This is a genomic window from Oceanobacillus neutriphilus, from assembly GCF_014645515.1.
Classification (GTDB): domain Bacteria; phylum Bacillota; class Bacilli; order Bacillales; family Amphibacillaceae; genus Oceanobacillus; species Oceanobacillus neutriphilus.
Genome location: NZ_BMLW01000023.1, coordinates 38,444 through 61,347, shown reverse-complemented (window position 1 = coordinate 61,347; position 22,904 = coordinate 38,444). Strand labels below are relative to the sequence as shown.

28 protein-coding genes are annotated in these 22,904 nt (G+C 35.2%); 13 read left to right on the top strand and 15 right to left on the bottom strand.

Annotated elements, in window-relative coordinates:
• Window positions 1-185 precede the first annotated feature (185 nt).
• Window positions 186-326 carry a hypothetical protein gene (locus tag IEX29_RS25410; protein ID WP_188738498.1) on the bottom strand — a complete coding sequence of 47 codons (141 nt, stop codon included), beginning with the start codon at window positions 324-326 and terminating at the stop codon, window positions 186-188.
• 104 nt (window positions 327-430) lie between these two features.
• On the opposite strand from IEX29_RS25410, the gene IEX29_RS25405 reads away from it, so the two are divergent.
• From IEX29_RS25405 to IEX29_RS25380, 6 genes are all read left to right on the top strand, one after another.
• The gene (locus IEX29_RS25405) at window positions 431-1,357 is read left to right on the top strand and encodes an ABC transporter ATP-binding protein (protein ID WP_188738496.1); all 927 of its coding nucleotides are present in this window, start codon (window positions 431-433) and stop codon (window positions 1,355-1,357) included.
• Complete coding sequence (locus IEX29_RS25400) at window positions 1,354-2,286, top strand: ABC transporter permease (protein ID WP_188738494.1); 933 nt, start codon at window positions 1,354-1,356, stop codon at window positions 2,284-2,286. The genes IEX29_RS25405 and IEX29_RS25400 overlap by 4 nt, the downstream gene beginning before the upstream one ends.
• Window positions 2,287-2,314: 28 nt before the next feature.
• On the top strand, window positions 2,315-3,034 hold the full coding sequence (locus tag IEX29_RS25395; RefSeq protein WP_188738492.1) for a winged helix-turn-helix domain-containing protein: 720 nt from the start codon (window positions 2,315-2,317) through the stop codon (window positions 3,032-3,034).
• A complete protein-coding gene (locus IEX29_RS25390) occupies window positions 3,031-4,098 on the top strand; it encodes a sensor histidine kinase (protein WP_188738491.1) in 1,068 nt (355 codons plus the stop codon). Before IEX29_RS25395 ends, IEX29_RS25390 begins: the two co-directional genes overlap by 4 nt.
• 279 nt (window positions 4,099-4,377) lie before the next feature.
• Entirely contained in the window at window positions 4,378-4,548 is a 171-nt protein-coding gene (locus tag IEX29_RS25385) for a hypothetical protein (RefSeq protein ID WP_188738489.1), read from the top strand.
• A complete protein-coding gene (locus IEX29_RS25380; protein WP_229720391.1) occupies window positions 4,538-4,867 on the top strand; it encodes a type II toxin-antitoxin system PemK/MazF family toxin in 330 nt (109 codons plus the stop codon). Before IEX29_RS25385 ends, IEX29_RS25380 begins: the two co-directional genes overlap by 11 nt.
• 63 nt (window positions 4,868-4,930) lie before the next feature.
• Here IEX29_RS25380 and IEX29_RS25375 read toward each other — a convergent pair whose 3' ends face one another.
• The gene (locus IEX29_RS25375) at window positions 4,931-5,113 is read right to left on the bottom strand and encodes a hypothetical protein (protein WP_188738487.1); all 183 of its coding nucleotides are present in this window, start codon (window positions 5,111-5,113) and stop codon (window positions 4,931-4,933) included.
• A 468-nt stretch (window positions 5,114-5,581) separates the two neighbouring features.
• On the opposite strand from IEX29_RS25375, the gene IEX29_RS25370 reads away from it, so the two are divergent.
• From IEX29_RS25370 to IEX29_RS25355, 4 genes are read left to right on the top strand one after another with little or no spacing between them, the layout of a single operon-like run.
• Complete coding sequence (locus IEX29_RS25370; RefSeq protein WP_188738485.1) at window positions 5,582-6,079, top strand: RNA polymerase sigma factor; 498 nt, start codon at window positions 5,582-5,584, stop codon at window positions 6,077-6,079.
• Window positions 6,069-6,752 (top strand): zf-HC2 domain-containing protein, encoded by a 684-nt coding sequence (locus IEX29_RS25365; protein WP_188738483.1) that lies wholly within the window; start codon window positions 6,069-6,071, stop codon window positions 6,750-6,752. The genes IEX29_RS25370 and IEX29_RS25365 overlap by 11 nt, the downstream gene beginning before the upstream one ends.
• Window positions 6,753-6,772: 20 nt before the next feature.
• Complete coding sequence (locus IEX29_RS25360; RefSeq protein WP_188738481.1) at window positions 6,773-7,645, top strand: ABC transporter ATP-binding protein; 873 nt, start codon at window positions 6,773-6,775, stop codon at window positions 7,643-7,645.
• Window positions 7,642-8,796, top strand: a complete 1,155-nt coding sequence (locus IEX29_RS25355) for an ABC transporter permease (RefSeq protein ID WP_188738479.1) — start codon at window positions 7,642-7,644, stop codon at window positions 8,794-8,796. The genes IEX29_RS25360 and IEX29_RS25355 overlap by 4 nt, the downstream gene beginning before the upstream one ends.
• Window positions 8,797-9,062: 266 nt before the next feature.
• Here IEX29_RS25355 and IEX29_RS25350 read toward each other — a convergent pair whose 3' ends face one another.
• The 4 genes from IEX29_RS25350 to IEX29_RS25335 all read right to left on the bottom strand — a co-directional run bounded on the left by IEX29_RS25350 (window position 9,063) and on the right by IEX29_RS25335 (window position 12,579).
• Window positions 9,063-9,755 (bottom strand): M23 family metallopeptidase, encoded by a 693-nt coding sequence (locus tag IEX29_RS25350; protein ID WP_188738477.1) that lies wholly within the window; start codon window positions 9,753-9,755, stop codon window positions 9,063-9,065.
• Window positions 9,748-10,386, bottom strand: coding sequence for a TetR/AcrR family transcriptional regulator (locus IEX29_RS25345; RefSeq protein ID WP_229720390.1), 639 nt, complete (start codon window positions 10,384-10,386; stop codon window positions 9,748-9,750). The genes IEX29_RS25350 and IEX29_RS25345 overlap by 8 nt, the downstream gene beginning before the upstream one ends.
• A gap of 353 nt (window positions 10,387-10,739) precedes the next feature.
• Window positions 10,740-11,948 (bottom strand): YhgE/Pip domain-containing protein, encoded by a 1,209-nt coding sequence (locus IEX29_RS25340; RefSeq protein ID WP_188738473.1) that lies wholly within the window; start codon window positions 11,946-11,948, stop codon window positions 10,740-10,742.
• 55 nt (window positions 11,949-12,003) lie between these two features.
• Entirely contained in the window at window positions 12,004-12,579 is a 576-nt protein-coding gene (locus tag IEX29_RS25335; protein ID WP_188738471.1) for a TetR/AcrR family transcriptional regulator, read from the bottom strand.
• A gap of 234 nt (window positions 12,580-12,813) precedes the next feature.
• Here IEX29_RS25335 and IEX29_RS25330 point away from each other — a divergent pair, with 234 nt between their 5' ends.
• Window positions 12,814-13,641, top strand: a complete 828-nt coding sequence (locus IEX29_RS25330) for an aminopeptidase (protein ID WP_188738469.1) — start codon at window positions 12,814-12,816, stop codon at window positions 13,639-13,641.
• Here IEX29_RS25330 and IEX29_RS25325 read toward each other — a convergent pair.
• Window positions 13,576-14,880 (bottom strand): MATE family efflux transporter, encoded by a 1,305-nt coding sequence (locus IEX29_RS25325; RefSeq protein WP_268239125.1) that lies wholly within the window; start codon window positions 14,878-14,880, stop codon window positions 13,576-13,578. The genes IEX29_RS25330 and IEX29_RS25325 overlap by 66 nt on opposite strands.
• A gap of 227 nt (window positions 14,881-15,107) precedes the next feature.
• On the opposite strand from IEX29_RS25325, the gene IEX29_RS25320 reads away from it, so the two are divergent.
• Window positions 15,108-15,731, top strand: a complete 624-nt coding sequence (locus IEX29_RS25320; protein ID WP_188738465.1) for a TetR/AcrR family transcriptional regulator — start codon at window positions 15,108-15,110, stop codon at window positions 15,729-15,731.
• Between the two features lie 139 nt (window positions 15,732-15,870).
• Here IEX29_RS25320 and IEX29_RS25315 read toward each other — a convergent pair whose 3' ends face one another.
• The 7 genes from IEX29_RS25315 to IEX29_RS25285 all read right to left on the bottom strand — a co-directional run bounded on the left by IEX29_RS25315 (window position 15,871) and on the right by IEX29_RS25285 (window position 20,741).
• The gene (locus IEX29_RS25315; protein ID WP_188738463.1) at window positions 15,871-16,272 is read right to left on the bottom strand and encodes a hypothetical protein; all 402 of its coding nucleotides are present in this window, start codon (window positions 16,270-16,272) and stop codon (window positions 15,871-15,873) included.
• Window positions 16,273-16,276: 4 nt separating this feature from the next.
• Window positions 16,277-16,864, bottom strand: coding sequence for a TetR/AcrR family transcriptional regulator (locus tag IEX29_RS25310; protein WP_188738461.1), 588 nt, complete (start codon window positions 16,862-16,864; stop codon window positions 16,277-16,279).
• Window positions 16,865-17,191: 327 nt separating this feature from the next.
• Complete coding sequence (locus IEX29_RS25305) at window positions 17,192-18,163, bottom strand: ABC transporter permease (RefSeq protein WP_188738460.1); 972 nt, start codon at window positions 18,161-18,163, stop codon at window positions 17,192-17,194.
• Entirely contained in the window at window positions 18,157-18,903 is a 747-nt protein-coding gene (locus IEX29_RS25300; RefSeq protein WP_188738458.1) for an ABC transporter permease, read from the bottom strand. The genes IEX29_RS25305 and IEX29_RS25300 overlap by 7 nt, the downstream gene beginning before the upstream one ends.
• A 10-nt stretch (window positions 18,904-18,913) precedes the next feature.
• Window positions 18,914-19,852 (bottom strand): ABC transporter ATP-binding protein, encoded by a 939-nt coding sequence (locus tag IEX29_RS25295; protein WP_188738456.1) that lies wholly within the window; start codon window positions 19,850-19,852, stop codon window positions 18,914-18,916.
• A gap of 21 nt (window positions 19,853-19,873) precedes the next feature.
• Window positions 19,874-20,170, bottom strand: coding sequence for a hypothetical protein (locus IEX29_RS25290; RefSeq protein WP_188738454.1), 297 nt, complete (start codon window positions 20,168-20,170; stop codon window positions 19,874-19,876).
• Window positions 20,163-20,741: a MarR family winged helix-turn-helix transcriptional regulator gene (locus tag IEX29_RS25285; RefSeq protein WP_188738452.1), complete on the bottom strand. Its 579-nt coding sequence runs from the start codon at window positions 20,739-20,741 to the stop codon at window positions 20,163-20,165. The genes IEX29_RS25290 and IEX29_RS25285 overlap by 8 nt, the downstream gene beginning before the upstream one ends.
• A 277-nt stretch (window positions 20,742-21,018) precedes the next feature.
• Between IEX29_RS25285 and IEX29_RS25280 the strand changes: the two genes are divergently transcribed.
• The gene (locus IEX29_RS25280) at window positions 21,019-21,984 is read left to right on the top strand and encodes a hypothetical protein (RefSeq protein ID WP_188738450.1); all 966 of its coding nucleotides are present in this window, start codon (window positions 21,019-21,021) and stop codon (window positions 21,982-21,984) included.
• A gap of 360 nt (window positions 21,985-22,344) precedes the next feature.
• Here the strand turns inward: IEX29_RS25280 and IEX29_RS25275 are convergent, their stop codons facing one another.
• Window positions 22,345-22,809, bottom strand: coding sequence for a DinB family protein (locus IEX29_RS25275; RefSeq protein ID WP_188738448.1), 465 nt, complete (start codon window positions 22,807-22,809; stop codon window positions 22,345-22,347).
• Window positions 22,810-22,904 lie beyond the last annotated feature (95 nt).

Sequence of the window (22,904 nt, the reverse complement as noted above, 5' to 3'; positions counted from 1 at the left end):
CTTCGATGAACTCTTCAAAAAACTCTTGGATCAGCTTTTTCGTCAGCCGATCATGCTTCATATAGTCTGCTTCTTCTTCTAAAATTACTGGTACAGTGAACAATAAAACACTTCCTTTCTTTGAATTATTTTTATTTTACCAATACTTCCACAAAAAATCCACTACAATAAATTAATTCATAATATTAATTAGAAGGGGCTGCCATTCCGCTGAATCCTAAAAAGACATAGCCGCTACTTAATAAATCATAATAGTCACGATACAGCATGGATATACAAGCTAAAATCAGACCAATAATCATCGAAAATAAAGAATATCTTTGCACGGTATTTAATTTCTGTTTACCCTATGTTTACTTTCGCTTTTTATAATCAAATGGAAGTGTTAGATGAACGCTTCCAGATTATAAAAAAGAAGGGAAACAAGTATATGAACCAACAGCCAATTGTTCAATTTCAACACACTACTAAAAAAATTGGAAGAAAAATAATCGTCGATGATTTAAATTTTGATGTCTTGGCAGGCGAGGTATTTGGGTTTTTGGGGCCAAATGGCGCGGGTAAAACAACAACAATCCGGATGATGGTTGGTCTGATAAAAATAAGCAGGGGGGATATCCTGATTAAAGGTCACAGTATTGCCAGGGAGTTTGAGAAGGCTATACGATATGTAGGAGGAATTGTAGAAAACCCGGATTTGTATAAATATTTAACGGGTTACCAGAATTTAAAGCATTATGCACGGATGGTTTCCGGTATTTCTAAGAAACGGATCAATGAGATCGTTGAACATGTTGGGTTAAAGGAGAGCATTCATGACAAGGTAAGCTCCTATTCACTGGGAATGCGCCAGCGTCTGGGAATTGCTCAGGCACTGCTGCATCACCCGCCTTTGTTAATACTCGATGAACCGACGAACGGGCTGGATCCGGCTGGAATACGGGAGCTCCGCAATAATTTAAAAGAACTTGCTCATCAGGAGGGAGTAGCCGTATTTGTTTCCAGTCATTTGCTTTCAGAAATGCAATTGATGTGCGATAAAATTGCTGTTTTGCAAAAGGGAAAGCTTGTCAGCATTGAAAACGTGCATGAATTTATAGCGAAAGACAGTATTTCCAGAGTTTATCTGGAAGTAGAGGCATCTCAAACAGAATTGACAAAAATGCTTGTTGCGGATTTGAATAAGACTGCTGTAGCCGGCAACGGACCAAGCGAGTTATGGATCCAAATGAATAAAGAAGAAGTTCCAGAACTAAATAAGCTATTGTTAGATAACGGAATTCGTGTCTTGAGTATCCACGTACAGGAACGCACTCTGGAGGATAAATTCTTGGAAATGATGGAGGAAGAACAATGATTGGATTAATTTCAAATGAAATGATGAAAATAGTTAACCGGAAGCTGACTTGGATTATTTTATTTCTGTTGATTGCGATAACAGCAGGCAGTTTTGTAATGAATAAGCTAAATGAAGAGCCTGTATCCGACTGGCGGGCAGAACAAATGGAGCTTATGGAGCGATACCAGGGACAATTAGAGATTGATGAACTTTCTCCTCAAATGTATGCTGATACGGAGAATAAGCTTCAGATTGCCAACTACCGCCTGCAAAATGATATTGCTCCGGTCAGTGGGAATCCCTGGTCTATTTTACTTCGTTTTTCCGGGTTAATTGAAATGGTGATTATATTTGCAATTGTCATTGCTGCGGATGTGGTGTCAAGGGAGTATACTAGCGGCACAATCAAGCTGTTGCTAATCCGTCCGCACAGCCGTTCAAAAATCCTGTTTTCCAAGTATATCTCCGTGTCATTATTTGCTTTAGGGATGCTGGCCCTATTAGTTATTACTGGCTATTGTGTGAACGCTATTTTCTATGGATTTGGAAATTTGAGCACAACAGACTTATTCTTAAATTCGGAAGGTAAAGTCACAGAGATGAATGTATTCCTGCAGACCGTTAAAATGTATGGCCTGAGTTTTCTTCCAATACTTAGTTATGTTACGCTATCTTTTACCATTTCGACGATTTTGAGAAATAGTGCATTGGCAGTCGGGATTTCTTTGTTTATTATGATTGTAGGGAATTCTATCATAGAAGCGACATCCTATTTGCCCGGCTTAAAATATCTGCCTTTTGCCAACAGCGATATAAGCCTGTATATATTCCATCTGCCGGCAAGACCGGAAATGACTTTAGGCTTTTCTCTTTCTGTATTAGTTATGTATATTTTGGTGTTGGCAGGGTTAAGCTGGCAGGTATTCAAAAAACGGGATACAGCTTGATAACGAATTGTAAAAAAGGAGAAAAAAGATGCGTTCACAAAAAATACTGCTGGTCGATGATGAACCGGGTATTATTCAAATGCTTGAAAAAATGCTGCGAAAGGAAGGCTATACGTTTATCCGCAGTGCTTATTCCGGAAAAGAAGTGAAAGAAAAAATTTCAAGCACAACGTATGACTTAATTGTACTGGATGTGATGCTGCCGGATACAGACGGATTTCAGCTGTGCCAGGAAATCCGTCAGAAGACGAATGCCCCCATTCTGTTTCTTACTGCCCGCTCAAGTGATTTGGATATGCTGACAGGCTTTGGAATTTGGGGAGATGATTATATTACGAAGCCTTTTAATCCGTTGGAGGTTGCTGCACGCATCCATGCACAATTCCGACGGCAGGAGCAATATCAGCAAATAGCAGAGCCGACTGCAGAAGTGTATCATTTTGGACCAGTCAGCCTGGATAAAAAAGCAGCTCAATTATTGATTAACGGAAAAGCTATCGCATGTCCTGCCAAAGAGTTTGAGCTATTGCTTTTCTTAGCAGAGCATCCGAAACAAGTGTTTACGGCAGGGCAGTTATATGAAACTGTGTGGGGATACGATAGTTTTGGAGATGAGAAAACAGTCTCTATCCATATTATGCGGCTGCGCAAAAAAATCGAGCAGGACCCGAAGCATCCTTCACTGATTGTTACATTGAGGGGTATCGGGTATAAATTAGTGCCACCAGATACAGAGGATTCACCATGAGACGATGGCTGACTGAAAGTTTAGTTGTTCGTTTTACATTAAGCTTTATCCTGCATCAATTTTTATTGATGCTTGTCTTAGCAATTCCTGGTGTATTATATATTTACCTTCTGCAGGAGCCGGATAACCTGACATGGATAAAGGTATTATCCTGGGTTGCCGTTGCATTTTATTTCTTATATTGTTTGTTTTATGGCTACTATTTTGCAAGACCCATGTACGGTGTTTTGAACCGGATAGAAGTTCTATCCAATGGAGAATATTTGGCTCCAAAACAGAAAAAACAAATTCTATCCAGCCGTATCTACAAAAAAGTAAATACCAACCTGGAATCTCTTTCTGTTATCCTGCAGGAGAATGAGAAAAAACGGGAAGAATTTGACAAGCTGAGACAGGAGTGGGCAGCCGGCGTGACACATGATTTGAAGACGCCATTGTCATACATCTCCGGCTACACAGATATGCTTTTATCAGAGAAGCATACATGGAGTGAGGCAGAAAGAATAGAATTTTTACAGCTGATTAAAGAAAAATCCAAGCATATGGAAGAGCTGATTTCTGATCTTGGTATCGCTTTTCGGATGGATCAATCGCTGGATATAAAAAGAAATTCCGAAAAAATAGAATTGACAGAGCTGCTGCGAAGGGTAGTAGCTGAAACAGCTAATTTACCTGTAGATAAGGACATTTCGTTTGAATTCATCGGCAGTAATGACCCAATTTATATAAAAGGGGATATACAGCTGTTCAAAAGGGCATTTACCAATTTAATCGTAAATGCAGTCGAGCATAACCCGGCAGGAACGGCAGTTACAGTTTCGATTAAGAAAAAAGATCAGGTGGAAGTCGTGATAGAAGATAACGGCAAGGGGATGGACGAGGATGCAGTCAATCATTTGTTTGACCGTTATTATCGGGGGACTTCTACAGAAACGCTGACAGGAGGAACCGGACTGGGGATGGCGATTGTCCAGCAAATAATCGCTGCCCATGGAGGCATGATTGAAGTGAATAGTGAGCTGGGACAAGGGACGGCTATTACTGTGAGGTTACCTGGTGATTGAAATGGATCCAAAATCGTATCACTTAGGGCTTGAAGACCCTCTGTTTCATTTGCTGCTTAATAACCAAATGAATATCCAGCTGGAACCAAAAAATATTAACAAATAATCAATTGAGCCATCTTTAATTAGGTGGCTTTTCTGATTTATATTTTTTCTATCCAAAATTTTACAGAAAGTAATTCAAATCCTCATATCCTAGTTTGAATAATAAACATACACATTTATGTTCATGTGAAAATAAGGTATAATAAGAGTATAGATTAATGGAGGTGTGATATTATGTCCATTCCTGAGAAAATTATAAAAGAAATTGACATGCTGAGTGAACAAGATCGGCAAATGGTACTTGACAAAATTAGAAAAAAATATATGGCGACTGATGTAGTTTTGCTAGGTGAAAATTATTCCTGGTGGGATAATGAGGAGGATGACATATATAATGATAAATAAAATGAAACAGGGCGAAGTTTGGTTGGCAGATGTTCTTTTTAAAGGCAGTCGTCAAACTAAACAACGCCCTGTTATTATTGTTGGAAATGAATTAGCTTTAGATGTAGATGTCATTATCGCTCCGGTAACAAGCCAAAAGGCTAGAAATCAATTTGATGTAGTTTTGGAGCATTGGAAAGAAGCCGGATTATTGAAAGCTTCTATTGCACGCACTTCAAAAATCACTTCAATTCATGGATCTGAATTAAAGCGTCATCTTGGTAACCTGCATAATGATGATTTGGAGCGGGTGCTTAGTATGTGCAGAAGGTTATTCTAAAATGTAATTCTCTCTAATTGACAAAGTGGTAATTAAATTCATCAGATTATCCTGATCAACACGTTATTTCCCTCTGACTCTAATTAATTCATTATTTTCCTCATCATCAAACAGGTTGCGGATATGAGAATTATCTTTCTGCACATTTCTTTCAGGCTGAAAATCAGCTTCATAAGTTACCATAAAGTATCTTTTTAAAGCATACAACCTTTCTTCAACGATGTTTTGTCCTTCCCTATATTTCATCTTAATTTGTTTTCTGATAGAGGAGTAATTTAAACCAACTTGTATTTCTGCAGGTTGTTTTTTATTTGACCGTATCTATGATTTGCTTTTTACTTTTAGCGTAGAAATAGTAAATATAAAAAATTTGTATGAAAAAAAGAAAAATATTGTAACGAATTAACTCATTTCTGGATATATAGATGATAAGATTTTAAAAGACTTGTTTAATTGCAGACATCCATTCAGTGATAGCTTGTTGATCTATTTTCTATAAAATCTTTCTTACATAGAAACTACTCTTGAAAAAACTGTTATGAAGTAATAAGGAAGATAAAAAAATCTATTATACATATTTGCTACAATCGTTACTTGCAATTCATTTGAATGTTGGCCAAGCATAGTCTTCCGTTACAGAGCTTCAAACTTTTTGAAGCGCTAAAGTTTAATCTATCAATAGACACAAAGCACAAGCATGAAAGGAGGTAAAAAGTGGATAAAGACAATATATATCAAGACTATGCGGATTTTATTTTTAAGTATTTATTAACCCTGACCAATAACAGTCAAATTGCTGAAGAGCTGACCCAGAAAACCTTCTATCAAGCTATAAAATCTATTGATAATTTTCACGACAATGGAAAAGCGAAATTTTCCACATGGTTATGCTCCATCGCAAAAAATGTTTGGCTGCAGGAAATTAATCGGGAGAAGAAAAAAGAGAAGTTAACGGAATCATTAAGTAATGAAGAAAAAAGATTTCCAAATTTAGAAGAAGAATATTTCAGAAATGAAGAGAAAATTAATTTTTTCAAACAAGTACATCAGCTTAATAATAAACAGCGTGAAATTATGTTTCTCAGATTATTAGGGGATTTATCTTTTAAAGAAATTGGTCTTATTTTTGGAGAAACAGAAAATTGGGCCCGGGTAACATTTTACCGTGCCAAACAACAAATACGAAAGGGTGATAAAACGGATGGATCATAATGTTTTCAAAGATTTAGTACCTAGTTATATTGAAAATTTAACAAGTGAAGAGACCAATAAATTAATGGAAGAACACATGGAACAATGCGAGGAATGCCGAGAATATTTGGAAGATATGCAAGAGGATTTGTTAACAGATCGTACGAATGAGCAAAAGGACGAGAAAAGAAATATCGACTATCTTAAAAAAGTTCGCTCCAAAAACAGAAAAAAGATTTTCGTTATTACCGGCTCATTACTTGCACTTTTTCTTGTTCTAGCCATTGGGTATCATTTTCTTTTTGTCCATATGTGGATAGCAGATGAAAGCAATGTTCAGACAAGTATCCAGCAGCAAGATAATACAGTCACATTGACTTTTCAATCAAAAAAGGATAACCGATATCTTTTAGCTATAGAACAGCAAAGTAGCAAAAATTATACCGATTTGATTAACATTTATGAAAATTGGAATATATTAGCGGATAAAAAATGGAATATACATTATGAGTTGGCGGCGGCTCAACAAGGCGGCACGGATATTACGTATACCTTCATAGATGAAAACACCTTATTACTGGACAATGGTGAAGAAAAGAAACTGACAGATGATGACAAAATAGAAATTCAATATAAAGATCACTCCGAAGAAATACGATTAAAGGATTTATATCATGCAGAGAAACAGAACTGATTTAAGGAGGCAAGCTTTATATGACTTTGGAAATTAAAAATATATCAAAGAGATATGAAAAGACAACAGTATTAAATAATATTTCCATTGCATTAGAACCTGGAGTTTATGGATTATTAGGGGCAAACGGTTCGGGTAAAACAACCCTGATGCGTATTATCTGTGGAGTGATAAAGGCAGATGAAGGTTCTATTATTTATAACGGAGAAAATACGAAGGAAAAAGCAGATTCATTTCGTTCTATACTTGGATTTTTACCTCAAGATTTCCGTTACTACCCTGACTTTACTGCTTTAAAATTTTTATTGTATATGGCCGCCTTAAAAGGTTTAGATAAAAATATGGCTAAAGAGAAATGTAAAGAATTATTACAATTAGTTGGTTTAGAAGATGTGGAAAATAAAAAGATTAAGAAGTATTCAGGAGGAATGAAACAACGCTTAGGAATTGCCCAAGCAATGATAAATGACCCGAAGGTATTGATTTTAGATGAACCGACAGTTGGACTTGATCCAAAAGAAAGAGTGCGGTTTAGAAATTTGATCAGCTCTTTTTCAAAGGAAAAAATCATCATATTATCTACACACATCGTTTCAGATGTGGAATATATCGCTGATGAAATCCTGATTTTAAATAACAGCAAAATTGAAAACAGAGGAAGTTCAACAGAACTGGTAAAAGAAATTGACGGCCAGGTGTGGGAATGTTTTATCCAGGGTGTTTCTATTGATGAGTTAACAGCAAAACACTTAGTCAGTAATCAAAAGCATGAAGCACAAGGAACGGTCTTACGAATTATTTCTAAAGAAGCTCCAACAGAGAACGCGAAGAGGGTTCCACCTGCATTGGAGGATTTATATTTATATTATTTAGGAAAGAAGGCTGTGAAATGATGTCATTGATAAAATATGAATTGGAGAAATTGGTTAGAAATCGTACTTTTTTAGTGACTAGTATTGTTTCACTTGTCATTATAGCTGGTATTTTTTTAGTAGGTTATTATTATTCCCAGCTTTCCTATGCGGAGCAAAACAATGAGGAGATAGGATATCCAGAGTATTATTCAGAGATTACAAATAAGTATACAGGTGACTTTAATGATCAAATAGTAGAAGAGGTTTTGTCAGATTATATGGTTGAATATCAAAGTCATACTGTAGAAAAAAGACCGCTTGATTTATTTTCCTGGTATATAGCAAGTGTCTTCTTCCCTAAAGAAGAAGATATGTATCTCAAAATGAATGATGCAATGGAAAATGGCCAAGAGATAACCTTCCATCAAATGGATGTTCCAACCGTTCAGGAAGTTGGATTTGCAAGTTTTGATAAACCTTTAAAACTTGGAGCTTACAACACATGGGGAAATTTGTTTCTGGTTACAAATAATATGTTTCTCCTTGCAAGTTTGTTTATTATTTTTATTTGTGCTTCTGTTTTTTCGAATGAAGCTGCCAGCAAAATAAATCAGTTATTACTCTCTACCAAATATGGCAGAGGAAAATTAACGATAGCAAAAATTATTGTAGCGGCAGGAGTTTCTACTTTAATATTTTTTGTTATCCAATTGATTTCTTTTCTATTTTTTAATTATTACTACGGGATGAGCGGTTGGGACGCTAGTATTCAGACGAATTTTTCTGTTATGCTGTATGATTTTCCTCTGGAAATGAATAACTTACAAGCTTATCTTTTAGTGATTGGAGTTCAATTATTAGGTTTACTTTCGGTTGTTGGCATTACTTTACTTATTTCTTCCATGACAAAATCACCTTTTATATCATTAGCAGTTTCTCTAGGAATCTTTTTCTTACCATATTTGTCAGGGCAAATTTATCAAACAGGAATAGTAGCTAAAATATTAAACCTGTTTCCGATACAGCATTATCAGGTGGAAGAAATGCTAACCAAAATGGAGGATAATTCATTTTTCTTTTTTAGCAGTTTTATCCCGAATGTTATTTTAACTATTGGTGTTACGCTAATTATAAAAATAGGAGCTGATCTCCTTGTATATTTTAGAATGAAATATTCACAGGTGAAATAGACCTGGATTTTGTGATTCTTTAAAATCACTACATAAATTTCTGTTTTAAATCCCTGTATACAGGTAAGGATATGGCTCTGATAAATTATATGCTGTAAGCCAAATCTGTAATTAATTTGAGCTTACAGCGTTATTTACACATCAATATAGCCTATTTGCATCTTGCTCTTTATTTAAAATCGAACAAACATTTATTGGCGTTTCTGTATTGTAATTCAGACCATAGCGGGAAAGATTTTTAATTTGAGATTAAAGGGAGATAACCTTTACTTTGTAAATCGTATTCTATCAGTGGCAGAGGGAATGGAATGATGTACTGTTTCCCATTGTCCATTTCGGTATATCTCGTATTCTTCAAATAGACAGGGAATACCTCGAGAGTTTGCAATATCATCACTGTTCATAACTTGAAAGTGCAAATGGGGGAAGGTTGAGTTTCCAGAATGTCCAACATTCCCTATATGTGCTCCTTTTTCTAATTTATCATGCAGACAAACTTTGGCAGAGTTGGTCTGTAAGTGTACAAAAGCTATATATACACCATCAGAACATTTAAGAATGATATAATTACCAGCAATTTTATTAAAATTGTGTTTCCTTTCGTTAAAGAAAAGGGAATTCTTTATTCCAATAAGCGAATCTACAAGCCAATGAGCAATCTTTCTTTCGCGGTTTCCATCTTCCACGAATACAACTTCTCCATCACATGGAGCGTAGATTTTTTCTCCCCAGCAATAGCATTTTTTCAACGGAACTCCTAATAATAAATAGCGCAAAATGCTCACATCATACGACAGCTTATGGGAATGGTTCCAATTCAGCTGTAAGAAATCAAAGGCATATCGCAATCCCATTCTGTTCGTTCCATGACTGGGAACTTTCTTAGCAGGAGTAGTAGGAGCATTCCATTCGCCTCTTAACGGAAATTCAATAACTATTGGTTTCTGTTTATTATCCATTTCCTATCTCCTCAGATTTGTAAAAGACTTTTCGCAGTTCATCAAAGTACCTGTCAAGCGTTGCAATAATTTTTTCATAGTCTATAGGTTCAGAATTTCGAATCTCATCTAAAATTTGATTGGTAAATCCAATGTTAGACCAGAGAATAAACTGTTTACATATTTCAATATTCAGTTCTGGCCGAAACTTAGAGTTATCTATCAGATCAAAGATTTTACGCTCGTATGATGAACGGCTATTATTATTTCTATTTGAAAGGGCTTTATTAATTTCATCTGAACTTCCTTCGCCCGTTAATTTATCTATATCAATAATCCAGGGATATTGCTTAAGCAGGTCTATTTGAAGCAAATATGATTGACGTAAACGATTGAAAATATCTTTATCGGAAAAGTCGAGTTTTGAATAATATTCTTTATCAAGTAATTGTGTGAAATAATCATATACATAAAGAAAGAGATCCTGTTTATTATTTACATAGTGAAACATTAACGCTTTTGAAATACCAGCTTCTTTAGCAATTACATTTGTTGAAGCATTATCATAACCCCTCATACAAAATTCCTTTAATGCTGAATTTAATATTGCAATTTTTCGTTCTTCATCAAGTTTAGAAATATTCATCTTCATAATTCCTTTCTAGTCTAAATGATAATTACAATCATTTTGACCTGATAGGTTAATGAAATTATTATATCTGCATTTACCTGTTAGGTCAATATGAGAAGAGATTATTTCATTATAAGTAGGTGAGTATTTATGGAAAGATCCACCAAGAGCCAAAGTGAGAACATTAGCGGGCCAGAAATATACATAGTGAAGATAGTAAAGATAAATCCATTAAAAATCCCAAATCACTCCTTGTTTAAGTGATTTGGGATTTTTTTAAATTTAAGCTCTTTATAATCGCTATATATTTTAATTTGTTATATTGCATATTTAATTCTTCTTGCTAAAAATAAACTATTAAAGAGTGGGGAAGGTCAACTATTCACCCTTGACTTTTGTATTTTGAATCGATCCCATATAGAAAATAGAATTTGTACAACAAGTGCCAGTCCTAGCAGTACGACAATAATAATTATCAGATGTTTTAAATCAGCACTAAGATTTCCTCCACCATAAATTAAACTTAAATAGCTGTTCACTCCATAAGTGGCAGGCAGTAAGTTCCCAAGTTCATAGTAAAAAGAAGGTAATAACTCACGAGGTACAATAGCCCCTGAACTAACTAATTGTGTTGCTGTTAATGCAATGTTAAAAATCATACCAGGATTTCCAAACAGCATTACGAAAAACTGGGAGATTGCTAAAAAACTAAAAAGCAATAGTGCCTGAATTCCCCATAAGGCAATAAAATGGTAATCCAGCTCAATATGAAATAAATACATGAGACAAACGGTCAATAAAGAAATGCCAGCTGCTAATAGAATATTAATAAGCTGTCTGCCAAAGAAAAGGGAAAAACGGCCGTGTTCCTGTTTTAATTTTCCATTTGTAATCTGTAAATACTGACTAATCAACATAGCACTAATATAGGATGCTAATACGATTAACAGCGGAACCATTGTAATCGCAAATCCTTCTTTATCATTTGTTTTTTCTATATTTGCGTTTACAGGATGGACTTGTGTATTTTCTTGTACCAGATCTACTACTTGACCAGCAACCTCTTCGATAACTGCTGCCAATTCTTCATCTGGAGCTTCTGCTGCAACCATCGGTGGAATATTCTCTGCTATTTGAGCATCTATGGTTTCCCGAACCTGTTGATTGACTTGGTCATTTAACGAATTAGCGGCTGTTTCCATCATTTGCTTCGTTAAGGTAGGGGCAGATTGATTAATAAAATAATTGATTGATACCGTTTCACTGTTTTGCAGCTGTTCCATCATATTGTCCGGAAGATGAATAAGCAGGTTTATGTTCCGCTTATCTAAATTCTCTTTTGCATTATTTAATTGCTCATATTCTGTTATTTGAAATAAATCTCTGTCTTTTATTTCAGTTACAATTTCTTCTCCAATCTCTAGGTCATCATTTACGATTCCAATTGAAAATTGATCTGTCCGATCATAAACGCCGTCATAACCAGTTAACCAGACGATAACAAAAATAAGTTGAAAGGCAATTGCTGCGGCAATACCTAAAAGGGTATCTTTTTGTCTAAAAAAACTTTTTAGTACACTCATATGAATCCTCCTTTGATTGAAAGCAAGTACATGCTTGCATATTATTCAAAAAAAATTATTGTAGTGCTTGGATAAAAAATGCGATATTTTTATCTATAAATTCTTCAATGGACAGTTCCTCTGTTTCTGACATGATTCTTGTTTTCGATAAGAAATATCCAAAGTTAATAAAAGCAAAATTAGTTGCAAGGGTATAGGGGTCTAATTTTTTTATTTTTTCTCTTTCTATCATTTGTTCAAAATAATGTGTGATGATTTCAATATATGATTGTGGGACTTTTTTTAGCATATCATTTAATTCAGCAAATTCATTAGATTCTCTTAACGCCAATAAGATCAATGTTTTTTTCTGATCCAATAAAGTCTGGTATTCTTTGACTAACATTTTTAAATCTTTTTCTATATCCCAAACCACTTTTTCAGCAAAGGTATCTTCCAGCAAGTCAACAAACGCATATTTTTGAATGGCTGCTTCCACGATGCCTTTTTTATTACCAAAATGGCGGAATATGGTCACTTCATTTACATTTGCTTTTTGAGCGATCGCTCTGGTTGTGGCTCCCTTATAACCTTTTTCATAAACTAATTCTATCGCTGCTTCAATAATTTTATCTTCCGTTGAAGTATGCAAATCTTTTCCTCCAATACATAGTAAGTACTTACTTGCATTTATTTTAAAGATAATGTTTCATAGTGTCAAGAGTTCCTATAAAAAAATAAATAACTACAGGAAATATGGAGCAAGTAAAAAATTATATTAATATTAGGTCTGTATAGAAAAATAATTTAATTATCTTTTTTATATAAAAAACCTATGTTAACCTAAAATAGAATAGCATTATGAAAAAATAGGAGCGAGTGTGCAATGAGTAAAGAAAAATATCATCTTGTTAGTACGGAACAGCTGGAAAAGTATGCAGAGCTCGCTGTTCGTATGGGCATAAATGTGCAAAAGAATCAATTAGTAATTATTCATAGTGATATAGAAAATGCTGCATTTGCACGTCAGATCCAAAAAGCAGCCTATGATGCAGGAGCTTCAAATGTGGTAGTGGATTGGGCAGATGAACAGTCTGCTAAAGAATTTTATTTACATGCAGCAGATGAAGCCATCGATCACTTTCCAGATTGGCAAGCTGCACGTTTTAAGGAATGGGATGATGCGGGAGCTGCTTACATACATATTATTTCTGAAAACCCAGATGTGTTTAAGGCTGTTCCTCCAGAACGAATGAGCCGATTCCAGAAGGCCTCCCGTACCAAGCTGAAGGCTCATAATGCAAAGATTAGATCTCACGAGATACGCTGGTGTCTTCTAGTTGTTCCGAGCTTTGTATGGGCAACCAAAGTCTTTCCTCATTTAAATAAAGAAAAAGCCCTGCAATCATTATGGCAATCAATCTTACGCGGGGCTCGGGCAGATGGGGAAGAACCTATAAAAGACTGGGAAGATCATGACAAAAATTTCGAGTTACGGAAAAAAATCCTAAACGACAGCCAATTTGAAACCCTGTATTTTAAAAATAACCGAGGAACTGATTTATCAATCGGCATGCCTAGAAATCACCTCTATGTTGGCGGAGGAGTAATAGATAAAAAGGGAATACCAAATCTTTTGTTGTACATATTAAAGTATTTGATCCTTCATTTTCAAACTTGCATCAATCCTGAATTTTTTATATTGAACCCATAAATAAAATACGACTACTATAAATGATAAAAGGTCAGCGAAAGGGGCAGCCAACCAAACTCCCAATAAACCAAAGAACCTTGGCAAAATATACACAAGTGGAATCAGCAGAATAAGCTGTCTTAAAGAACTTAGAAAAATAGCTTTCTGTGCATCTCCGATATACTGAAAGAAATTGGCACCGATCATTTGAACACCAACAATTGGCACCATACAGCAAAATATGCGCATGCCTAACGTCGCAGTATTCAACAATTCAGGGTCGGTGTTCCCGCCAAATGCTGAAATAATATAGCTGGTAAAAATCTCAATTAAAAGGAACATAAAGACACAAAAAATCAGTACATACTTTATGGCATATTTCATCGTTTCCTTTACTCGTTCTAATGCTGTATGGCCGTAGCTGTAGCCGATAATAGGCTGAATTCCTTGTCCAAGCCCTATGATTGGCATATATACGAGCATAGCGATGGTGTATATTATCCCGTAAGCGGCAAGCCCAGTGTTACCTCCGTATTCATACGATATTCTATTGAAAATTAAAGAAACCAGACTTAAAGATATTTGTCCAATGAAGCCGGAAAATCCAATGGATAGAATTTGCTTTATTTCATCAAGAAAAAAGCGCATGTATGTATGATGCAGCATGACACCAGTCTTATTTTTAAATAAGAATTGCAAGGATAATGCAGCACTGACAAGGTTTGCAATTACGGTCCCGAGAGCAGCACCGCCAACGCCTAGTCCTAAAACAAATATGAATATAGGAACAAGAATGATATTAACAAATATACCTGCAATAAAATTGATGAATGCTCTTTTAGCAAAACCCATGCTGCGGATGATACTATTCATGGATTGTGAAATAACAAAGAAGACAGAACCAACTAGAAAATAAGTTGAATACTCCATAGCATAATCAATATTCCCGCTGTTGGCACCATACAAGTACAGGACAGGTTTAAGGAATATGAACCCCAACACAGCAATTGATAAGGACAGTCCTAATGATAAAACGAACGAGGTACCTACAATTTTTTTAGCACGTTCAGTATCATTTTTCCCCAAAACAATGGATAGATTTGCTCCTGCCCCAGATCCAATAAGCTGAGCTAACGATTGCATAATAAGATATAAGCCAAAAGCTACCGTTACAGCTGAGATAGCTAGCGTATTGACACCTATAGCTATGAAGATACGGTCAATTGCCATATTGATTGAATTTACTACTAAGGCAAGGATAGCCGGCGTAGAAAAATTCCTGATTTGCTTTGGTACTGGCAGAGTTTCAAGATTACTAATAAGATCACCTCATAATTTTTAAAATAACGTGAGTAATTACTCGTGTTTTTAAGTCTATTCTCTTTTATTTTTGTTGTCAATGAAATGTGAGCAAATGCTCGCTTTATATTGACAATTCAGAAGAAGAGCTTTAGACTACTGGTTATAATGGAAGGGATGGTCATAAATTGGGAAACAATTCAAATATATCAAAGCGTCGAATTCCTAAACAGGACAGGAGCAAGCAAAACCGGGATAAGATATTGGAGGCCGGATTAAAATTATTCAGCGAAAAAGGGTATTATGATACAACAACAAATGAAATAGCAAAAGTTGCAGGTGTTTCAATCGGAAGCTTATACTCATATTTCAATGATAAAGATGCGATATTTCTTAGTATATTGGATAGCTACCATAAGAAGTTTCTTTCATTTTTCCATGAAAAAGATGAGGATCTAAGCTATGAACTATATACCAGCGATATTAGACAATGGTTAAGAAATCTTATTGTTAAGTTACTTGATATACATGAGTCTGTGAAAACATTAAACAGGGAAATGAACATCATGTATTATTCAAAGCCACAGGTAGCACGTATTATGGATACACAAACTGAGCGAATACGAATAATGACAATGAGTTTTATCGCCCGGTCAGAAAATAATGTTTATGATATGGAAGCAACATCTGCGATTATAGTTGACTTCATTTCCGCGGTAATTGACAGGATTCTTTATAAAGAAAATGATAACTTGGATAAAGATAATATCATTGAAGCCGCTGTTGATGTTCTTGCAAAGTATTTAATATAGAATAGAACAGTAAAAAAGGCTGCATATCAAATTCTTATGCAACCTTTTTATATAAAATATGAGTTATGTCTCATATAGAGCTTGTTTTTGCATGACTTAATTTCTTCAATTTATTAACATTAATTTTTACGTATAGAACCTATTGAAGAGCCTTCTTAGATGGCTTGTTGTTAGAGCTCTCTATTCTTAGACCAATTAGCCAAAATAACACCAACAGATAGTTTTCTACAGCTCCAATCAAACTGATAGTTTTACTCCCATCCTCCATAAATCCTAGAAGATGATTAGTGCCGAAACCTAAACCACCAACTATCAAAGATATGACAACAATTCTTAAATAGTAATAGTCGTATTTCAAATTTACTCCAATTAGAATGGGTAAGATGGCTAAGTTCCAAAATCCAATTTCTCTCTGCCAACCGGGCGCAATACCATATTCTGAATTAGAACCCATCATTTCTGGGAAAAATAACTGCATGATCGCAGCACCAGTCATGGCAACAATTAAAATAATAAACAAAATACGTAGTAACTTGTTCATATAGTCATTCCTTTCCAACACTTCTATTCGTAATCATTAATGCTAATTCTCTATAGGATTCATTATAGTTAATAATTTCATTGCTATCAGCTATGGAAAGCAATAATATTGAAACAAGACCTTGAAAAACAGTTTTGCTAACGATTAAATCATCTGCAATGAAATTGTAAACCTTTTCCCATAATAGTTGTTTCCGAGAATTAATTTGATTTTTTCCTTCCAGTGACAGTTTATTTAGCATGGCATTAAACTCTTGTCCAGTGATTTTAATAACCCATGGGTATTCTTTTACTACACTCTTCAAATAAAGCAAAAGATTAAAAAGAAAAGCAGAATTGGAAAGACTTGATAGTTTAATTTCCTCGATTTGTTTTTCAATTACTATAAGAACTTCCATAACTACTTCAAGAAATAATTCCTCCTTATTATCGAAGAAAAAATAAAACGTACCTTTCGCAATATTAGCTTTCTTTACTAAACTATCAACACTGATTTTAGAATTTTCTTCGTCACTAATTAAATACTTTTTGTACTCTTTTAGTATTGTTTTTCTAATTTTTTCTTTTTCTCCATGACTGAATTTCTTGGGCATAATATCTCCTTAAATGACCGTTATTTTATTTTAGTCATTTAAGGATAACATGGAATCAGTAATTTAACACCCTTTAATGATTGTAATTCAAAGAACAGTCACAATAAGGGATTTAAAGTATATGCAGTGAAACCGAAAGTGGAAAACAACAGGAAAGCCCTGGAGTGGTGAGGGCTATAAATTTAATTTTCGCAGACATCTCAAAAAGGGGTGTATAGCAAGAAGATAGCTTTATAGAAGAATGTAATTAGCCTATGAATTAAAGGAAGAGGAGGAATACTCTTCTTTTAATTCATAAGGAAGCAATGTAGCATGGAAAGATTTTAATTAATAGACACCTTTTTTAATCTTTCTTTTTGTTACCACATTACCTGCTACCCCTAAAACAATGATCCATAAAAAGATATAACTAAGCGCCCCTGCAAATTCTTGAAAGGATGCCCCATTTTCGACAGTTTGACTCATAGCCATAAATGCTTTTTGTGGAAGGATATTACTAATAACATCTAATACTTCGGAATCGCCGGTGAAACTAAAAAAGCATCCTGCCATAATACAAGTAACAATACTGATTCCACTTGTAGCCAAACTGATATTTCTATTCATAATAGATGCCATAAATAAAGAAAAAGCTGTTGCAAGAGAGGTCAGGATCACGAGCAGTATTGCCAGAGTCCCCAATCCAAAACCAATTTCTGCCCCAAAGATTATTTTTGTAATAGCAATAGCTGTAAAAGTTGGAACATATAAACCAATAAATGTGAATATGCCCTGTGCAGCTAAATATTGTTTGCTTTCTGCCGGTGATGTAAGTATCCGTTTAAATGTTGCGTTATTCCTATCATCCGGATAGAAAGTTGTTAAAGCGACACCTTGCATTAAAGCAACCACGAGTACAAAACCAAGTATGTTTGTACCAGTACCACGTTGCTCCGTTTTATTGATTTCTGGAAGCTTCCCAGTCTCAAAGAATGTCTGAATTGCTTTTTTATCTGATTCGTCATTTAATGTAGTGACTGTAAATTCACCATTTTTATTTGTCTCAACAAATGCGTTATATTCTCCCATTGCCAGCGAAGATGCAGTTGGTGCTTCATTCATTTTGTTGATCCGCATAGCCTCATTTTCTGGTATGGAGACGGCTTGGTCTGTAATAAATGCAATTTTATAGGAAGTCATAAAATGTCCCGAAAAAAATATGGCAGCGCCAATAAACAAGGGCATCACAATCACTGCGATAATCAAGATATGCAGTTTCTCAGGAATTCGCAAAAACTTGTTTTTAATTAGACTTAACATGTGAATTCCTCCGGTTTAAACGTTAATTGACATATAACAATGCAAACTATGGAAGCGCCAAGAAGAGAGAAAGTAACAGGCAATAGTAATGCGAAATCGTTATCATAAATAATACGAAATGCACATTCCATAATCCATCTGACAGGGGATAGGCATGATATGGCAGCCACCATTTTACCTAGCCCATATACGCTGAAGAAAATGCCTCCAAAAGCACTAAAAAGAAGCACTGGTAATTGCGAAATGGAACTTGCTTTTTCTTCATCTCCTAACAAACAACACATCATCGTACCAAAACAACTGCCAAACAAAACAAGCATATTTACGATCAACAAAATGTATGGAAGATTTGTACCGCCATAGTTAATATAAAAAAAATATTGTCCAATTATTAAGATACTGCTGAAGGCTAATGTACCCAATATATAAGTGGATATTATTTTAGATAAATAGATTTCGAATTTTGGAATAGGTGCATAAATCATCCGTATATTCGCCTGCTTCACTCGCCCTTCCATAAAGGCATTAGTAGCTGTCATAATAATCAATAGGGCGGAGAGAATGACCATAGAGACTCCATAATAATCATAAGAACTCATTATGCCATTTCCGAAAAAAGATTGGGTAACAAACCCCATCAATCCTATTAAAATAAGCGGTATGACAGTGTTTGAAATAAGTAAAGTCGAATTCTTGAAAATATTCCCGAAATCAAATTTTACAATTCTTAAAAAACGCATGTTATCCTCCTTAATCCCGAAGACTTCTACCCGTCAAGTCTAAAAAGGCAGTTTCCAGAGACGCTTCTTTACTTGTCATCTTTTCAAATGAACAGCCATTATCGAGTAGTAAAGAAACAATGCTGTGCAGGGTATCCTTGTTTTTTTCACTTGTAATAAATAAATCTTTTCCAGTTAATTGAACATTAGTCACACCATGAATCTGAAATATTTCATTTTTATTGATCTGGTTAAAATTATTAATCTTAAACGTATAAGTAATTCCATTTCCGATGTTTTGGATTAAATTTTCCTTTGTATCTTCCGCAATAATCCTGCCTTCATTCATAATCATGATCCGGTCAGAGAGGCTTTCCACTTCTTCCATATAGTGGGTAGAGTAAATAATTGTAGCGCCATTTTGACGCAGTGTTTTGATAGAATTCAAAATATGGTTTCTGGATTGCGGGTCGATTCCAACTGTTGGTTCATCCATAATGATTAATTTAGGTTGATGAGCAATCGCGCAAGCAATGTTTAATCTGCGTTTCATACCACCTGAAAAAGTTCTAGGTTTATCATCTTTTTTATCATATAAACCCACTAACTCCAGTGCTTCCTGAACTAATTCATTCAATTTATTCCTCTTAAATCCATATAAACCGGCAAAGAAGCGGACATTTTGTTCCGCTGTGATTTCTTCAAATATAGCAATATCCTGTGGAACAATGCCAATCTCTTTTTTGATTGACTTCGCTTCACGAATTAAATCATAACCTAAAATTTGTACTTCTCCATGATCGGGAGATAACACGGTAGCCAGAATATTAATGGTCGTACTTTTTCCGGCCCCGTTTGGACCTAAAAGACCAATAATTTCTCCTTTCTGAATGGAAAAACTAATGCCTGCTACAGCTTTTTTAGAGTGATAACTTTTTTCGAGATTACTTACAGAGACTATTGTATCCATCACATTGATTCCTTTCTTTCACTAATTTTTTATAAAGGTAAAAATGAGCAATACGGCATTAATTAAAATACTGCCAACACCCAGATAAAATAGCCAGCTGGTTGCAGTGAACAATGAAACAGCAACGAGAAAAGAAGCAATTGCAATGGAGATATAATTGTCATCTACATATCGGTTTTTCTGACGGCTAAGTTTATATTTTGTCTTGGAAATAGATAATTGGACTTTTTCCTTCATATCATAGGTTTTTTCTTTAATCTTATTCTCTGCATCTTTTGCTTTTTGGTGAAGCGTATGTCCCAAATAGGTTTCATTCATTATTTGCACCTCCATATCGACGTTTTGAGAATTCTGTTAATACTTTTTCCTGGTAGCTATCTAGATCAGACTGTAATTGCTCTTTAAATTCAAGCGTTGCCTTTTCCTCAAAACCATCCTGTGTTTTGCCATCAAAACGATAGAGCTTCTGTAACAAGTTCCAAAATGTTTCAATTTCATCCGTTGTAAATTCATGAAATATTTCTTCCAAAAAAAGTGTTGTCTTTTCTGAAGAAGTAACCAGCGCTTGTTTTCCTTCATTTGTAATGACAACATTGATAGAGCGTTTATCTGTTTTACTAGGCTCAATTCGGACGTAACCTTTTTTTTCAAGACTTGTAACCGATTTGTTGGCCGTCTGCTTGGTTGTATCTAATTTTCTGGCAATATTCATGAGTGTGGCATTTTCGAGGGACATATGGGCAATAGCAATAAGCGTCATATGCTGCCGGGACGTTAATATATCCAGTTTTTCATCTCCCTGCGCCTGCACCTTATTAGTAACTGAAAACAATGTTGCATAGCTTTGCTGCATAAAATGCAGCTCTTTCATTAATGATTGGATATCCATATGAAACTCCTTTCTTTATTTAGTCACCATGTTGACTACTTTAATATACAATGAATAGTAAAGGAAGTCAACATGGTGACTAAATATTTTAGAAGTTGGAATTTATAACAGAAGAGGCTATTTTATCTGTATATATAAAAGAATCTCAGACTTACGATGGAGAAGAAAACAAAAGAATGCTGCTTAAAGATCAGTTATAGAGAACAATCATGTTTTACCACTTCATATTTGGGAATAAGTTACTATATAATCTTTTAAAGCAGGAGTTGAATAATTAATGCGAGCGTTTTTATACTATGGTTTAATAAGTTTTGTCATTATGCTCACAGCATGCAGTAGCTCGGAGTCTGAAGAAACAGGAAATGGTAACGGTAATCCGTCAGAAAACGAAGAAAATGCACAGCATGAAGATGAAGGGCTGGAAGACGACATATCCTCAGATAATGAAGGAAACCAACAAGAGCAATCCGCTGAGGCAAAAGGAGAGAGTGAGGAGAATGTAGAGATTGATGAAGGGGTGGAGCCTGGCATTTACGATCCTGATGAGGTAAGTGGCCGGGAAAATCCGGATGCTGACGGTAATACCGTGTATCCTGAAGCTCTGGAGAACCTGGAATTACCTTATATATATGAAAATACAGTTGTATATAGTGGTAAGATTAATCCCGATCAAGATATTCGATTTGAGTTGCCATTACCAGATACAGATGAAATGGAAACAGTAGATCCGGAAGTGTCAGAAGAAGGTAATTTTACAATTCCTCTCGGTGGAACAAAATTCGAAGCCGATGATGAGTTGATTGTGTATGTTATGGGTAGTATGCCTCATGAGCAGCAATTTGTACTCCCTATCCAGCCGGCAGAAGAAGGGATGGAGCTGGTAGAGAGAAGCTCAGAAACAGAAGCAATAAAAGAAATCAAAGAGGCAACTTATTTACCCGAATTTTACGAGAATACATCAACCTACTACGGAAAGACATTACCAGAAGTTGATGTGCAGGTTTCAGAGGTAGATGCTTTTACTGCAGATACAATGGATCTAGAAGCTGATGAAAACGGAGATTTTAGTGGTGATTTTTCTAATTTCCCATATGTAGCAGCTGGAGAAGCAGGGTTGCAAGAAGGGCAGAGCTTGTTGTTCACCATAACTGATGAAGAAGGACACGACGCTTTATTACTAACTGAAATTCAACCGCCTTCTGATGATCCTGAATATGATGGCCCGGTATCTGAAGATGATTGATGTACAACGGCCATGTTTTGATTTTAGCAGCAGAAATTTTCAATGAAAAGGTAGAGGGGTTCCAAAATCAAGTTTTGGAGCCCCTTATTAAAATTTATCATGTTAATAGTTTAACAAAATAAAATCACTATAATTTCATTCTAATTTAATACTTCAATGAAGGAGATGGTGATAACCATTGGATATATATCACCAATTGCGTATGACAAAAAGTATCTGCGTAAGATGGCATCATAGAAGAATGTAATTAGCTTGTGTGTTAAAGAAAGTGGCAAACTCTCCTCTTTCTTTAACACATAGTAGAGAAAGCGCAACGTACTAGGAATTTAAAAAATCCTCCTATTTATTGACATAAATCCATTATTCAAACAACAAGATATTAGGGTCGTGATGGTAACAGTGAACAAGCATGGCGTGTAATTGGCCTCGGTGGTGATAAATATGGGCTAATATCTCTAGCAACCATTCATACCGAGTGTACGTCACACCCCAATAAGAGGTTGTTTCTTGCTTGAGTTCGACCTCAGTTAAAGTCAGATACTCATTTTTTAATGCTTTAAAATTTGTAAGCAAACCTGCTTTAATGGAAGCTAATGTTTTATAAGAAACACCTGTATAAAATTCTTCCATTTCAGCTTGTGTTGCTTCCTGCGCTATTCGTCGATCAGCTTCACAGATGACAGCTAAATGCTCTAATAATTCTCCAATTGAATGTTTATCGGCTGTAGGCCTTTTCTGTATATCTTCTTCTGCCAAAGTCCCGATGATTTGAATGATGGTTTCCACTGCTATCTCAATTTGATGCAATGCAGCTGTACAGTTCATATGCTCCCCCTTAACAAAAATCCTATTTAGATTTCAACAATAAATCTAATTATATTATAGAACATTTGTTCCATTTGTCAACCTCTTTGGCTTTT

Coding starts and splice junctions, on each gene's coding strand:
- IEX29_RS25345 (WP_229720390.1), bottom strand. CDS start 10,386: ATGAAGATGAATATTTCTAAACTTGATGAAGAACGAAAAATTGCAATA.
- IEX29_RS25330 (WP_188738469.1), top strand. CDS start 12,814: ATGAGTAAAGAAAAATATCATCTTGTTAGTACGGAACAGCTGGAAAAG.
- IEX29_RS25390 (WP_188738491.1), top strand. CDS start 3,031: ATGAGACGATGGCTGACTGAAAGTTTAGTTGTTCGTTTTACATTAAGC.
- IEX29_RS25350 (WP_188738477.1), bottom strand. CDS start 9,755: ATGGATAATAAACAGAAACCAATAGTTATTGAATTTCCGTTAAGAGGC.
- IEX29_RS25400 (WP_188738494.1), top strand. CDS start 1,354: ATGATTGGATTAATTTCAAATGAAATGATGAAAATAGTTAACCGGAAG.
- IEX29_RS25290 (WP_188738454.1), bottom strand. CDS start 20,170: ATGAATGAAACCTATTTGGGACATACGCTTCACCAAAAAGCAAAAGAT.
- IEX29_RS25380 (WP_229720391.1), top strand. CDS start 4,538: ATGATAAATAAAATGAAACAGGGCGAAGTTTGGTTGGCAGATGTTCTT.
- IEX29_RS25375 (WP_188738487.1), bottom strand. CDS start 5,113: ATGAAATATAGGGAAGGACAAAACATCGTTGAAGAAAGGTTGTATGCT.
- IEX29_RS25315 (WP_188738463.1), bottom strand. CDS start 16,272: ATGAACAAGTTACTACGTATTTTGTTTATTATTTTAATTGTTGCCATG.
- IEX29_RS25310 (WP_188738461.1), bottom strand. CDS start 16,864: ATGCCCAAGAAATTCAGTCATGGAGAAAAAGAAAAAATTAGAAAAACA.
- IEX29_RS25395 (WP_188738492.1), top strand. CDS start 2,315: ATGCGTTCACAAAAAATACTGCTGGTCGATGATGAACCGGGTATTATT.
- IEX29_RS25405 (WP_188738496.1), top strand. CDS start 431: ATGAACCAACAGCCAATTGTTCAATTTCAACACACTACTAAAAAAATT.
- IEX29_RS25275 (WP_188738448.1), bottom strand. CDS start 22,809: ATGAACTGTACAGCTGCATTGCATCAAATTGAGATAGCAGTGGAAACC.
- IEX29_RS25285 (WP_188738452.1), bottom strand. CDS start 20,741: ATGGATATCCAATCATTAATGAAAGAGCTGCATTTTATGCAGCAAAGC.
- IEX29_RS25365 (WP_188738483.1), top strand. CDS start 6,069: ATGGATCATAATGTTTTCAAAGATTTAGTACCTAGTTATATTGAAAAT.
- IEX29_RS25280 (WP_188738450.1), top strand. CDS start 21,019: ATGCGAGCGTTTTTATACTATGGTTTAATAAGTTTTGTCATTATGCTC.
- IEX29_RS25295 (WP_188738456.1), bottom strand. CDS start 19,852: ATGGATACAATAGTCTCTGTAAGTAATCTCGAAAAAAGTTATCACTCT.
- IEX29_RS25340 (WP_188738473.1), bottom strand. CDS start 11,948: ATGAGTGTACTAAAAAGTTTTTTTAGACAAAAAGATACCCTTTTAGGT.
- IEX29_RS25305 (WP_188738460.1), bottom strand. CDS start 18,163: ATGTTAAGTCTAATTAAAAACAAGTTTTTGCGAATTCCTGAGAAACTG.
- IEX29_RS25355 (WP_188738479.1), top strand. CDS start 7,642: ATGATGTCATTGATAAAATATGAATTGGAGAAATTGGTTAGAAATCGT.
- IEX29_RS25360 (WP_188738481.1), top strand. CDS start 6,773: ATGACTTTGGAAATTAAAAATATATCAAAGAGATATGAAAAGACAACA.
- IEX29_RS25385 (WP_188738489.1), top strand. CDS start 4,378: ATGTCCATTCCTGAGAAAATTATAAAAGAAATTGACATGCTGAGTGAA.
- IEX29_RS25300 (WP_188738458.1), bottom strand. CDS start 18,903: ATGCGTTTTTTAAGAATTGTAAAATTTGATTTCGGGAATATTTTCAAG.